The organism is Romboutsia sp. CE17 (assembly GCF_012317385.1).
Taxonomy (GTDB): Bacteria; Bacillota; Clostridia; order Peptostreptococcales; family Peptostreptococcaceae; genus Romboutsia_E.
This window is the reverse complement of record NZ_CP051144.1, coordinates 697,298-711,555: the sequence shown is the minus strand read 5'-3', so window position 1 is coordinate 711,555 and position 14,258 is coordinate 697,298. Positions and strand designations below refer to the sequence as shown.

At 26.1% G+C, this 14,258-nt stretch carries 15 protein-coding genes; 4 read left to right on the top strand and 11 right to left on the bottom strand.

The window, feature by feature from the left end; all coding sequences use genetic code 11:
• Window positions 1–31: 31 nt before the first annotated feature.
• Window positions 32–1,726 carry a M3 family oligoendopeptidase gene (locus HF520_RS03465; protein WP_168572697.1) on the bottom strand — a complete coding sequence of 565 codons (1,695 nt, stop codon included), beginning with the start codon at window positions 1,724–1,726 and terminating at the stop codon, window positions 32–34.
• Between the two features lie 128 nt (window positions 1,727–1,854).
• Here HF520_RS03465 and yidA point away from each other — a divergent pair, with 128 nt between their 5' ends.
• Window positions 1,855–2,670, top strand: coding sequence for a sugar-phosphatase (yidA, locus tag HF520_RS03460; protein ID WP_168572696.1), 816 nt, complete (start codon window positions 1,855–1,857; stop codon window positions 2,668–2,670).
• A gap of 74 nt (window positions 2,671–2,744) precedes the next feature.
• On the opposite strand, the gene HF520_RS03455 is transcribed toward yidA, so the two are convergent.
• The 5 genes from HF520_RS03455 to HF520_RS03435 all read right to left on the bottom strand — a co-directional run bounded on the left by HF520_RS03455 (window position 2,745) and on the right by HF520_RS03435 (window position 8,119).
• A complete protein-coding gene (locus HF520_RS03455) occupies window positions 2,745–3,044 on the bottom strand; it encodes a nitrous oxide-stimulated promoter family protein (protein ID WP_168572695.1) in 300 nt (99 codons plus the stop codon).
• Between the two features lie 10 nt (window positions 3,045–3,054).
• A complete protein-coding gene (locus tag HF520_RS03450) occupies window positions 3,055–4,737 on the bottom strand; it encodes an ABC transporter ATP-binding protein (RefSeq protein ID WP_330586304.1) in 1,683 nt (560 codons plus the stop codon).
• Entirely contained in the window at window positions 4,730–6,508 is a 1,779-nt protein-coding gene (locus HF520_RS03445) for an ABC transporter ATP-binding protein/permease (protein WP_168572694.1), read from the bottom strand. Before HF520_RS03445 ends, HF520_RS03450 begins: the two co-directional genes overlap by 8 nt.
• Before the next feature lie 17 nt (window positions 6,509–6,525).
• Complete coding sequence (locus HF520_RS03440) at window positions 6,526–6,915, bottom strand: YbaN family protein (protein ID WP_168572693.1); 390 nt, start codon at window positions 6,913–6,915, stop codon at window positions 6,526–6,528.
• Window positions 6,916–7,045: 130 nt separating this feature from the next.
• Entirely contained in the window at window positions 7,046–8,119 is a 1,074-nt protein-coding gene (locus HF520_RS03435) for an ion channel (protein WP_168572692.1), read from the bottom strand.
• A 193-nt stretch (window positions 8,120–8,312) separates the two neighbouring features.
• Between HF520_RS03435 and HF520_RS03430 the strand changes: the two genes are divergently transcribed.
• A complete protein-coding gene (locus tag HF520_RS03430; protein ID WP_168572691.1) occupies window positions 8,313–8,756 on the top strand; it encodes a hypothetical protein in 444 nt (147 codons plus the stop codon).
• A 65-nt stretch (window positions 8,757–8,821) separates the two neighbouring features.
• A complete protein-coding gene (locus HF520_RS03425) occupies window positions 8,822–9,124 on the top strand; it encodes a DUF1540 domain-containing protein (RefSeq protein ID WP_168572690.1) in 303 nt (100 codons plus the stop codon).
• 147 nt (window positions 9,125–9,271) lie between these two features.
• On the opposite strand, the gene HF520_RS03420 is transcribed toward HF520_RS03425, so the two are convergent.
• The 4 genes from HF520_RS03420 to HF520_RS03405 all read right to left on the bottom strand — a co-directional run bounded on the left by HF520_RS03420 (window position 9,272) and on the right by HF520_RS03405 (window position 13,169).
• Entirely contained in the window at window positions 9,272–9,841 is a 570-nt protein-coding gene (locus HF520_RS03420) for an indolepyruvate oxidoreductase subunit beta (protein ID WP_168572689.1), read from the bottom strand.
• Window positions 9,842–11,629, bottom strand: coding sequence for an indolepyruvate ferredoxin oxidoreductase subunit alpha (gene iorA / locus HF520_RS03415; RefSeq protein WP_168572688.1), 1,788 nt, complete (start codon window positions 11,627–11,629; stop codon window positions 9,842–9,844). It abuts the gene before it with no gap.
• Between the two features lie 221 nt (window positions 11,630–11,850).
• Window positions 11,851–12,270: a DUF3785 domain-containing protein gene (locus HF520_RS03410; RefSeq protein ID WP_168572687.1), complete on the bottom strand. Its 420-nt coding sequence runs from the start codon at window positions 12,268–12,270 to the stop codon at window positions 11,851–11,853.
• A gap of 11 nt (window positions 12,271–12,281) precedes the next feature.
• Window positions 12,282–13,169: a biosynthetic peptidoglycan transglycosylase gene (locus HF520_RS03405; RefSeq protein WP_168572686.1), complete on the bottom strand. Its 888-nt coding sequence runs from the start codon at window positions 13,167–13,169 to the stop codon at window positions 12,282–12,284.
• A gap of 207 nt (window positions 13,170–13,376) precedes the next feature.
• On the opposite strand from HF520_RS03405, the gene HF520_RS03400 reads away from it, so the two are divergent.
• A complete protein-coding gene (locus HF520_RS03400) occupies window positions 13,377–13,547 on the top strand; it encodes a DUF362 domain-containing protein (protein ID WP_122641275.1) in 171 nt (56 codons plus the stop codon).
• A 46-nt stretch (window positions 13,548–13,593) separates the two neighbouring features.
• On the opposite strand, the gene HF520_RS03395 is transcribed toward HF520_RS03400, so the two are convergent.
• Window positions 13,594–14,064, bottom strand: coding sequence for a hypothetical protein (locus tag HF520_RS03395; RefSeq protein ID WP_168572685.1), 471 nt, complete (start codon window positions 14,062–14,064; stop codon window positions 13,594–13,596).
• Window positions 14,065–14,258: the final 194 nt, after the last annotated feature.

Here is a 14,258-nt window from a genome sequence, read left to right as displayed (position 1 = left end):
TCCCTTTAAAACCCTTCCTACCCCTAATATATTATAATCTAGTATCATCTACACTATTTAGCCAGTCTTGTATATTATTGATTACACTTTCTACACAACCATCTTCAAATGGAGATTTTAAGTTACCTATTTCCACTATTTCTAAGAATGATTTTCTCCCCCCTACTTTACATATATTTAAGTAATCATTCCAAGTCTCATCTTTATTTTCCCTTATTTTTTTCCAAAATTGAAGAGAACATATTTGTGCTAGAGTATAGTCTATATAGTAGAATGGATTCTTAAATATATGACCTTGTTTAAACCACCAAGTTCCTCTTTCTAAGAAATCACATCCTTCATAATTTTTATGAGGTAAATATTTTTTTTCTAACTTTCTCCAAATACTTTTTCTTTCATTCTTATCCATATTAGGATTTTCGTATATATAATGTTGAAATTCATCAACTAATACCCCATATGGTATAAATTTAATTGCAGCTGACATATGAGTAAATTTATACTTCTCAGTATCTTCTTTAAAAAATAACTCCATCCATGGCCATGTTATAAACTCCATACTCATTGAGTGAATTTCACAACTCTCAAAAGTAGGGAAATTTATTTCTGGCATTTCTATATCTCTAGACATATATAATTGAAATGCATGACCAGCTTCATGAGTAAGAACATCTATATCATCAGAAGTTTGATTAAAGTTTGAAAATATAAATGGAGATTTATAATTAGGTATATATGTACAATATCCTCCTGCAGCCTTACCTTTCTTAGTTACTAAGTCCATCAATTCATTTTCTAGCATAAACTCAAAAAATTCTTTAGTTTCTTTTGATAATTCAGAGTACATTTTTTTACCATTTTCAATAATATACTCAGGTGATCCTTTTGGAACTGCATTCCCACTCATAAATTCAAAATTCTCATCTATATAAGTCAACTTATCTAAATTAAGTCTTTTTTCTTGTCTATTATAAAGCTCATTTGCTAAGGGTACTATATAATTTAAAACTTGCTTTCTAAAGTTAGATACCATGTCTGAATTATAATCAGTTCTCATCATTCTTATATATCCAACTTCAACAAAGTTTTTAAAGCCTAATTTATCAGCTATTTTACTTCTAACTTTAACAAGTTTATCAAAAACTTCATCAAATTTATCTTCATTATCTTCAAAATATCCATAATAAGCTTTTGATGCTTTTTCTCTCATACTTCTATCCTTTGAAAGCATAAATGAACCTAGACCTGATAAATTCCTTTCCTCCCCTTCAAAATTAATTTTTGCAGTTGACAATAGTTTTGTATATTCTGAACAAAGTTTATTTTCCTCTTGTAACTCTTGTATAATTTCACTAGAAAATGACTTTAATGAATATTCAACTATTTTGTAAAATTGTCTTCCATAATCACTAATAATATCTTTTTTAAATTTAGAATTTACTATAGCTTTATAAAATAAAGAGTTTAACTCTTCAAATAATGGTGAGTATTCATCCCAGTAAATATTTTCTTTATCATAAATTTCATCTTCAGTGTTTATGCTATGTCTTATAGATGCTATGGTAGACATGCTTTCTATATTATTTCTAATTACATTTAAATCATCTATATGCTTTTTTTGTTCTTCATATGTAAAAGATTTTTCTATATTACTTACTTTTTCTTTAAATACTTCTTTTATCTCATTATAATTTGGTCTTTTATATTCAAATTCTGAAAATTTCATTTTTTATCTCCTTTTATTCCATAGTTTCATAATTAAATTATACAATATAATAAATATTTTCTACACACAATTTATATATATATTGATATAATCTAAATTATAATAAATATATATTATTTGGAGGTAGTATGTATAAACTAATTGCATTAGATATTGATGGAACTTTATTAAATACTGAAAAAAAAATAACACCTGAAGTTTTCAATTCTATACAAGAAGCGAAAAAACAAGGTACTAAAGTTGTTTTATCTACAGGTAGACCTTTACCAGGGGTAACTCCTCTTTTACAAGAACTAAACCTTACAGATGACGGAGATTATGTGATTTGTTTTAATGGAGCTGTTGTTCAGGAAGTAAAAAGTAAAAAAGTTTTATGTAATTTAGAAATGAAATTTGATGATTTTAATTTAATTTATAATGAAATATACAAAAAACATGATACTTTTATTCATATAAATACTCCTACTAGTCTAGTTACTCCAAATGAAACACCTGGTGAATACACTAAACTAGAAGCTAAAATCAATCAAATTCCTATAGAACATATTCCTATAGAACATATAAATGACAATATTAAATTCTGTAAGGTAATGATTACTGATAATCCTGAAAAGCTTGAGCTTATAATGAAAAATATACCTGATTATTTTTATGATAAATATACTATAGTTAGGTCTGCACCTTTCTTCTTAGAATTTTTAAATAAAGATGCTAATAAAGGAAATGCTCTTAAATCTTTATGTAAAAGTATAGACATCCCTATAGAAAAAGCCATTGCTGTTGGGGATGAAGAAAATGATCAGCATATGATTAAATATGCAGGTCTTGGAGTTGCTATGGCAAATGCACGTGAAAGCATAAAAGATATAGCAGACTTTATAACTACTAGCAACAATGATCACGGAGTTGCTAATGTCATTAATAAATTCATATTAAATAAATAATTTTTTAAATAATAAATGGTGAATATTACTTTTATTTCAAAATAATATTCACCATTTATCTCTTATAGTCTATTCTATTTTTCAAGTATATGCTTTATAACTTCTACAGGATTATAAAAAAGTAATCTAGGGCCTGAAAACTTCATAACCTCTTTAATTTTAATTTTCATGTCCTTTTTATAGCAATGTATTGGACATTTACTACAAAATTTCTTTTCCTCACCAAATTTACAAAAATCTAGCCTTTTATGAGCATATTCTAAGAGTTCTTTGCATTCATCACATAATTCATCTTTTTTAGTCTTATGTTTTTTATTGCAATATATTTTTATCATTAGATCTATAATTTCTTTTTCTCTTTGTATTCTACTCATAATATCCTCTTTAACTTAACTCTAATCTATTATTTCTAACATAAATCTTTTTATCACAAATTGCTGTACTAGACTTTCTATGAGATACCATTATAATAGTTTTATCTTTAGACTCAGACTTAATGCTCTTTAATATCTCAGCCTCATTTAAAGTATCTAAGTTGCTCGTTGGTTCATCTAATATAAGCACATCTGGATTATGTAAGAAAGCTCTAGCTATACCTAATCTTTGTCTTTCTCCAGAAGAAAGGTTTGAACCTATTTCACCTACATTAGTCTTATATCCATTAGGTAATGTAGTTATAAACTCATGTATAGATGCTTTTTTAGCTGCCTCTATTACTTCTTCTTCAGTTGCATCATACTTACCTATTTTTATATTATTTTCTATAGTATCATTAAATAAGAATGTTTCTTGACTTACTAAAGATTGCTTCTTTCTTAATGATTTTGTAGGTATGTTTTTAATGTTTTTATTATCTATCTTTATTTCTCCATTATCTACATCCCAAAATCTCATTATAAGCTTAAGTAATGTACTTTTCCCACATCCACTTGGTCCAATTATTGCAACCTTATCACCTTTATTAATCTTAAGGTTTAGATTTTTTAGTAAGTTTTCACTTCTTCCATCATATTTAAAATCAACATTTTCTATACTTATAGAATCTGTATTTAAGTTTTCTTCTCCGGCAACTTCTTTAACTGCTGGAACTTCGTCTAATATATTAAATAATCTTTGTGCACAAGCAAAAGTATGCATTAAGTTATTAGATAAGTTACTTAGAGCAACAGTTGGTCCAAATGAACTTGCTAAAAGAACTACTGCAAGTATTACTTGTCCTAAGTTTATAGTACCTACTTCAAATAACTTAACTCCTGTAAATAAAGTTATAAGTATAGCAACCATTATAGTCACATCAGTAAATGCTCTTATTATACCTTCATGCTCTTTTATAACTGCCATTTTATCATTTAATTTTTCACTATTTTCATTTATAGCTTGAATACGTTCTTCACCTACATTAAATAATAAAACTTCTTTTATACCTTTTAATGAATCTAATAAGAAACTATTAGTTCTACCAAATTCATTTCTATACTCAAGACCTGCTTGATTAGCAAATTTTGACGACATAACAGGTATAGCGCATCCTATAATTAGGTAGAATACTACTCCTATTAATCCAAAATATGGATTTATAAAGTATAGTATAGCTGCTGTTATAGATGAAGTTAATATTGCTATAGCTATTGGAGCTATTGTATGTGCATAAAATACTTCAAGTAACTCTATATCGCTAGTTATAACTGATATAAGATTTCCTTTTTCTTTAGTTTCTAACTTTGCCGGTGCTAATTTTCTTAAAGCTTTAAAAACTATGTCTCTTAATATTGCAAGTATTCTAAATGCTATATAATGACCTGAATATTGCTCAACTGATCTTAATATACCTCTAAGTATTGCACAAGCTATTATTAGTTTAACTGTATCACTTAAACTAAAATACATATCTATTCCTAATATATCTCCTATTGCAACTGCCCCAAATGTAGTTACAGCAGTTGCTGCTAAAAATCCTAAAACTCCAAAAGTTATTGTTATCATCATTATTGGAGCAAGTGGCTTTAGTATTTTTATTAATCTTGCCATTATTTTTATTCCAGACATTCTTTTTTCTTCATTATTCACTTATAGCCACCTCCAAGTCTACGTCATTTATATCTTCTTCATATACATCTTCTAAACTACTTTGCTTTGTATATAGGTTGTAGTAAGTAGACTTATTATTCATAAGCTCATTATGCTTCCCGAATTCTGCTATTTGACCTTTATCTAATACATATATTACATCTGCATTTTCTATATTTGCTAATCTATGTGATATTACTACAACAGTTTTTTCTTTTGATAAATCATATATTGTTTTTAGTATACTATCTTCACTTTCAACATCTATATTTGATGTTGCTTCATCAAATATATAAACTTCAGGATTAGTAAGTATCATTCTAGCTAAAGCTAATCTTTGCTTTTGTCCACCTGATAATAAAGATCCACCTTCTCCAACATTTGTTTGAAGTTTGTTATCAAGATTCATTACAAAGTCATATAAATTAGCACTCTTTAATGCATCGTGTAATTCTCTCTCACTTGCATCTTTTTTAGCCATTCTTAAGTTTGCTTCTATTGTATCATTGAATATATAAGAGTTATGACTTATAAAGCTTACTTTTTCTCTAAGAACATCAAATGGTATATCATTTATATTTATTCCATTTAAAGTTACTTCTCCACTATCTACCTTTTTAAGTTTTAATAGTAGATTTGTTATAGTACTTTTACCACATCCACTTTCACCAACTAAGGCTACCATAGATTTATTTTTTATTTCTACATTAACATTTTTAAGTATTTGTCTTTCTTTATCATAACTAAAGTTAACATTGTTAACATTTATAGATATATCACTTAACTTATCTATATCCCTCTTAGATAAAGTTGGTTCTTCTTCAATTTTTGTATCTAATAACTTAAACATTTTATCAGCTGCTGCCATACCATTAGTAGCAACATGGAAGAATGAACCTAAAAGTCTTAGTGGTATAAAGAATTCTGAAGAAAGTAATATTATTATAACTGCTCCACCTACACTTACAGTTCCCATTGATAATTCATTTACAGCTATTAGTATACCAATTCCAGCTCCACCAAAAGCTATTAAATCCATTATACTTATAGAACTTAGTTGCATAGTAAGAACCTTCATAGTAATTCTTCTAAATAACTCTGATTCTTCATTCATTTCTTTATTTTTTTCTTCATCTAAATCAAAAATCTTTAAAGTAGTTAAACCTTGAAGATTTTCTAAGAATGAATCACCTAAGTTAGTGTATATTCCCCAATATTTACTTAAAAGTCTTTTGGCAAATTTCATTACAGATGCTATTGATATTGGTATTAGTGGTATACACACTAATAATACTAATGCTGCCTTTAAGCTTATTGTTGCCATTACTGCAAATAATGTTAATGGTCCTACTAAAGAATAGAATAATTGAGGTAAGAATTTTCCAAAATATATTTCTAATTGCTCTACACCATCAACTGTTATTTGAACAGTAGAAGAAGTTGATATTGCATCGTTATAGTCCACTCCTAAGTCTAATAATTTTTGATATATTTTCTCTCTTAGTATATTTCTAACTTTTCCAGAAGAGTGATGTGAGAACTTACCTGCCATATAGTTAGCAATAAATCTTATTATTATTAAAATTACTAAATATGCTATGTATGCTCCCATATTAAAGTTTAAATCTTTGTTGTATAACTTATCTATTATTGATCCAACAAATAATATTATTCCTATATTGCAAATAACTGAAATCCAGTTAGCTAATACAGTTAAAAATATGTATTTTTTAGGTTCTTTACAAATAGATAATAACCTTTTGTCTACCATTTCTTTTCTCCTTTTATTTAATTTGTCATTGATTCACTTTTAATAGTTTTAATTTTAAATGTAAAATAATATAATTTAAATAAAGCTACAGATATTAAAGTGATTCTCATATACATATTGTCAACCATAATAAATGGTATTAACATCATAAAATCAGCAAACAAGACTAAAGTAACCTTTTGTTTTAAAGTCATTGCCTTTTCTTCTACAAAACTTTCTAAATGTTTTTTGTAAATCTTTGTATTTTTAAACCATATATCAAACTTTTTAGACCCTCTTACAAAGCAAAACGATGCTAATAATAAGAAAGGAGTTGTTGGAAGCACTGGTAAAATTACACCTATCGCTCCTAATAAAAAAGCTATCATTCCTATAGTTATATAAATAATTTTTTTAATATTAACCATTTTGTTCCTCCATGAGTAATCTCTATTTATCTACTAATTAATATTTTATATTATTTGATAACTATTTTCAATGATAGCTTTTTGTTATATCTTTATATTTTTTTAATTTTATTTAGATTTTTTCAGAATTTTATCTTGTTATTTTTCTTGCTAAAGTTGCTGTCCATATACCAACCATTGTAACCCCTAAAATCATTTCAACTGCTGAAAAAACTATGCTCGTCCCTGTAGGCGTAATATCTCCATATCCCACTGCAGTAAAAGTAACGATACTAAAATACAAGGAATAAAAAAAATCTTTAAATAAATTATCTATAGGCAAATTTAAAATAAAATTACTACTATATTTTATTACTTGTCCATCTACATAAAGTCCAGAAAACATATAAATTAACGTAAAAAATAATAAGATTTCTAAAGATGTTATTAATGCATACATAGGTCTTTCTCCATATCCACATAATAACCAAAATACATATGACTTTATCTTGTTTACTCCTTTTAAAAGTTTACGTTCCGCACACTTAGCTAAGTAATAATATTCTCTAGAAATATTAAACAATCTATTTCCTTCAAATTTATTTTCTAAACTCTTATACACTCTGAATAAGTTTTCACAAGACATTTCATCTAATTTATTAATTTCCATCTTATCTATAAATGTATCTTCATTAAATTTAGTTATATGATTGTCTTCAAACTCTATTTTTTTTATAACTGTATTTATAGTTTTAAAACTACTGCAATCACAGTCCTTAAAATATATACTTTCAATATAGGACATACTTATAATTATATTTCTCATATCACTTAAAATATATTTATTATCAAATATACTCGTATTCATAAATATAGCTTTCTTTAAATTACACTTTATAAAAGTACAGTTTGAAAATATGTTATTATCAAACACTACTATATTTTCACTACCATTATAAAAGTTACAATTTTCAAAACTAACATTCTCAAAAATACATTCCATAAATTTACTTTTAGATAAATCGCAATCTATAAATCTCACATTTTTATACTTACAATCAATGAAAAACTTATTATTCATTTTTATATTTCTATATGTAAAATTTGTAATAATTATCTTATTTATAAATATTTTTTCTTTATCGTATTCTTCGCTATTATTTATCCTCTGTTTTAGTTGTAAATTTATATTATCTCTAGTTTTATTTAAATTATCTAATAACATCTTATCACCTTAAATTAAAGTTTATTCTAAATATCATTTTTAACTTATTTAAATATAATTTCTAATAATTATCTATATGTACAAGCAATTATATTTAGAATAGTCCTTTACAAAAGTTAATATATATATAGTAATATGAAATTATTATCAGTATATATTTCTAATATAGATTTATAAGAAAAAGGAGGTTCTAATGAACAATAATTTAAAAAATATAGAAGATATCCTACCTAAAAACTCATGCTCTTTTTGTTCTCATCTTACTCTTGAGGGACCTAACGAAAATTACTTATACGATATAAAATGTGTCTTATCAAATAATAAACCAAAACCAAATCAATATTGTGAATACTTTGAACAAGAACATACTAATCTCAATATGAATGACCTTGATAACTTATATATGACTTTTTTAGAGACTTGCTTAAGAATTAAATATGATGATTACTTAAATTCTATATATTGGAAACTTTTCAGAGAAAAAGTTTTAAAAGAATCTAACTATAAATGCTCTACTTGTAATTCATCTGAAAATATCAATGTATATCATATAAATAAAAATTTAGGACGAGAATCATTAAAAGACGTTACCGTTATGTGTGACAAATGTTTCATAGAACATAACAATACACTTTAAATTAGAATATTTTTTTTATAAATCCAAATAATAAGTATAGTAAATTTATTATTTTGGAGGTAATTATGTCTAATTTAAAATGCGCTGCTGAAAATTGCACATATAATAGTAATGGAGATTGTTATGCTGGCGGAATAAGAATTGATGGAAAAAATGCAACTACAACTTGTAATACTCGTTGCATATCATTTGAGCCAAAAACAAAATCATCAATGAAAAATGTACTTAATGCTACTAACATAGTAAGTACTTTAAATATAGAATGTAAGGCAGTTAAGTGTCGCTTTAATAAATCCGAATTATGTGATGCAAACTTTGTTAAAATAAATGCTCATAATGAAAGCTGCGAAACTTTCTCATGTAATTAAAATAAGAAGGTGTAAGATTTTATATAATCTATCTTGCACCTTCTTATTTTTAATTTATAATTATACATTCTAAATATTCTATAATATAAATTATGCTTTATATATTAGTTCCCGCTAAATTCTATAAATCATATGACTTCCCTTTTCTTATACTAATTTCATACCTTCATTAAATGCTTTTATATTTATATCAATAAATTTTTCTTTTATATTTTTCTTTATGATACTTTTCCAATCTATATTATCTAAATTCATCATTTTTATAACTGTACCTAATAAAATTATATTCATTACTTTTATATCCCCTAACTCAGTAGCTTTATTTATTGCATTAATAATTGTTGCATTTAAAGATTTTAATTCTTCATCTATTTCTTTTTCCGGATACTCATCTTTTCCTATTAATACTGGTAAAGGGCTTACTCTATAATTATTTACAACTAAATTTCCTCCTGGTTTCAAATATTTTAGCCATCTAACTGCTTCCATCTTTTCAAAAGATATTAATAAGTCTGCACTTCCTTTTTCTATAACAGGAGAAAATACTTCTTTTCCATATCTCACATGTGTAGAAACTGAACCTCCCCTTTGACTCATACCATGTATTTCACTTGTTTTTACATCATATCCATATATCATTAGACCTTCTGAAAGCAACTTACTTACAAGTATAGTCCCCTGTCCTCCAACTCCAACTAAAAGAATGCTCTTAGTCATTTAAATATCCTCCTTTAATATGGCATTTTTAGGACATACTTGAGCGCATACTTCACACCCTACACATTGATTTTTATCTATATAAGCTAACTTAATTTCTTTATTAAATGAAATAGCTGGGCATCCAACTTTTGTACATAATTTACACCCTATACAATTATCGCTATTTACTACAACTTTATTTTTAAATGGTTTATTGAATTCTTTTTCATCATGAACTGATAACTTTTTAAGTGCACATGGCCATCTAGTTATCATAACAGAAGGTTCATCTTCAATTGATAACGCCCAGTCTATAGCTTTATTTACTTCTTCTAAATTATTAGGGTTTACCATTTTTATATGCTCTACTCCACAAGCTTTTACTAAATTAAAAATATCAATTTCTTTAGTTATCTCTCCTTGTAATGTATAACCTGTTCCTGGATTTTGTTGATGACCTGTCATACCAGTTATTCTATTATCTAGTATCACGGTTATTGAATTGCCTTTATTATAAACAGTATTTAATAAACTAGTTATACCACTATGGAAGAATGTAGAATCACCTATAACGCTAATTAATCTAATATTATTATTTTTCTTCATATTAAATACTGTTTGTGCACCATGACCTGCACTTACACTTGCACCCATACATATAATAAAATCTATTGCATCATAAGGACTATCAAAACCAAGAGAATAACATCCAATGTCTCCTGATATCACTAAATTTTTTCTTTTTCCTAATTCATAAAAAAAACCTCTATGTGGACATCCTACACAAAGTCCAGGTTGCCTTGGTTTTACTAAATTTTCATTATATTCTACAGTTTCTTTTTCTTCTTTAAGTATAGCTTTTCTAATTACATCTGGTGTCAACTCACCATATGATGGTATTTCTTCTTTTCCTATACAATCAATATTGTTAGCTTTCATTTCTGTTTCAATTAAAGAGTCATTTTCTTCTATTACATATATTTTTTCTACTTTAGATGAAAATTCTTTTATCTTATTTATTGGTAAAGGATTTGTGAAACCTAACTTCATATAAGATACATCATTTTTGAATACTTCTTTTGCAAAGTTTATACACATACCAGATGCTACTATACCTATTTTGCTATTATTTATTTCATAATAATTCAAATCAGTAGAATCAGAAAACTCTTCTAGCTTTTTCATTCTTTTTTCTATTTCAATTCTTCTTAGTCTACCAAATACAGGTATTGTAAGTGTTTTGTGAATATTTTTTACATACTGTTTTATTTCTACTTCTCTTCTATCGTGACATTCTACTATTCCTTTAGAATGACAAACTCTCGTTGTCATCCTGACTAATACAGGTGTATCAAATAATTCACTTATTTCAAAAGCTATCTTTATCATATCCTTAGCTTCTTGACTTGTTGAGGGTTCTAACAATGGTATTTTTACAAATTTAGCATAATTCCTATTATCTTGCTCATTTTGCGATGAGTGCATTCCAGGTTCATCTGCTGTTATTATTACCGTACCTCCATTTACTCCTATATATGAATAGGTAAATAATGGATCTGAGGCTACATTTAAACCTACTTGCTTCATAGCAGCTATAGCCCTTGCTCCTGCAATAGATGCACCTATTACAGATTCAAGAGCTACTTTTTCATTTACTGCCCATTGTGCTACGATATCCTCCTTATATTTAGCTATATTTTCCAGTATCTCTGTACTTGGAGTTCCTGGATAAGCAGATGCAAATTTTACACCAGCTTCATATGCACCTCTAGCTATTGCCTCATTACCTGTCATTAATTGCTTCATCTTATTAATTCCTCCTTAGAAAAATTACTTCCTTAGCAATCTACTTATGACTATTAAAAATATTAATATTTTTTCTTACAATTAGGCATAATTTATTAATATATATATAACTTATTCACTTTAATTAATTTATTATGTCTATTATAAATATTTATGATATATAAAAAAAAATATCCTAGAAATGCATCTATATTTATATACATTCCTAGAATATTTCTTAACTAAACTATGCAGTTTTCCACTTGAATTATGTAATCACCACAGTTTTTACATATTATTATACTTACAATATAACTATCATCAACTTTATTTGCTCTCGATAACTTATTAAAAGATAGCCCTTTATAATCTTTACTTATATCACTTATTACATACTCTTGATTTTTAGTAAATATATAAAAATGATATTCTAAAAATGGAAAGAATTTCTGTTTTTCTTTTACTCCGTCTAAACATTCTGGACAAGCCTCTTGATAATATTCAACATCGAAATCAACATTATCACTGTTTTTTAATATATCAATAATTTTAGATATATCAATCCCTTTAACAGTTTTTTCTTCATCATTTATTAGACCACTACAATTATCATTATTTAATAAATATTCTTTTTCATCATAGTTAAACTTATAATCACTCATATTACACCTCATTATTCTATTTCTGATTTAAAAGGCACCTCTTCACGAAGAGATTCTTTATATTCCTCATCTGTAATATACCCTAATTCATGCATTTTGTACAATATAGTTTCTTGTCTTTTTTTCGCTTCTCTATGATCTAAGTATTTAGCTGGATTATTTGTTATGCCTACTAACATAGCACATTGAGCTAAACTTAAATCTTCTACATCCTTCCCAAAATATGTTTGTGAAGCTTTTGCAACACCATAAGATGATTTGCCAAAATATACATTGTTTAAGTATACTCCTAGTATTTCTTCTTTACTCATTATCTTATTCATTTGAAAAGCATTGTAAATATCTCGTATTTTTCTCTTTATACTTTTTTCATCATTTGTTAGCAAGTTTTTTGAAATTTGCATTTCAATTGTACTTCCACCTTGTGTTGTTTCCGAAAAAATATTGTGAACTACCGACCTTAAAAGAGCTTGTATATCAACACCTTTATGTTCATAAAATCGTTCATCCTCAATAGCTACCAATGCGTTCTTTAAATCACTAGGCATTTTATCTACACTAATAACTTGACTACTTATATAATTATCTTCTATAAGCTCTCTAGTTACCTTTGGAGCTCCTTTTAAAGACAATATAGTTAATACTGATCCTACTACAGATATAAGTATTAGAGCTACTAAAGATATACACATTATTGGCTTTATTAATTTATAAACATCAAATCTCTTAGATTTTTTCTTTACCCTACTACTTTTTTTTCTATAATCTTCTTTTTTTATATTATTAACACTTACATTTCTTTCAATTTTAGAACTACTTTTTGCAGTTTTAGATAAGGAATCATTAGAACTTACTTTCCTACGTCTTATTTTATTTGTATTTTCATTATAATAATTCATTTTTACCTCCTTTATATAAATTTATTATACCTCCCTTGTCAGAATAAATCAAAGAACAAAATTGTAAGATTAGTTTTAATATATTTTATCTAATTATAAGATTACTTAATTTTTATTCATATTTTTAAATTTTTTATATTTTTTTATGTAATTTTATGTAATTTTGATGTATAATGTAAATTGAATTTATTTAAGGAGGTTAATATTATGGCATATCAAATAAACGATGCTTGCATAAGCTGTGGTGCTTGTGAAGCTGAATGTCCAATGAGCTGCATATCAGCTGGAGATGATAAATATGTTATAGATGCTGATGTATGTATAGAATGTGGTGCTTGCAACAGCGTTTGTCCTGTTGATGCTCCTCAACCAGAATAATAAAAAAACTGTTGTAAATCGGATTTTATCCAATTTGCAACAGTTTTTATTTGTTTATATATTCTATACTTCTTAAATCTAATCTTATAGTTTCTGTTTTGTTATATAGAGCTATACCAACTTTAGCCTTAATATTAGAATTACTTCTAATAGTACCTATTAATCCATCTATATTATCATCAGATGTTTTAACAAAATATTTTGTTGGATTCTCTCCTTGATATGGGTATATGTCTATATTTGATAATTCAATATCATATATTCCCTTATTCTCTATATTAATAGTCAAAACACCATAACAACTATATTTTTCTCCTATATCTATACTCTCTTCAAAAATATCTATATTTTCAACACTTATATTTAAGTCTTTATTGTTTATATTATTAATAAGTACTTCACTTATTTTATCTTCATTAATTTTACTTATATTAATATTATTCATTGATTGAGAAACATTTGATATATTGAGTGATATAAAAATAATTAATAAACTAATAAAAATTTTTTTATGCATAAACCCCTCCATAAGTTTTTTATTAGTTTATCCAAATTATTGTATTTTATTAAAAAACTATTATTTTATCATAAATTTATATTTTTTAAATTTTTTTCGACAAAACACTTGCATTTTTTGTCGAATTTTGTTATTATTAATTCAAGGTTATTCCCCTAATAACCGATTATTTTACTCCCCAAATAAAATATATT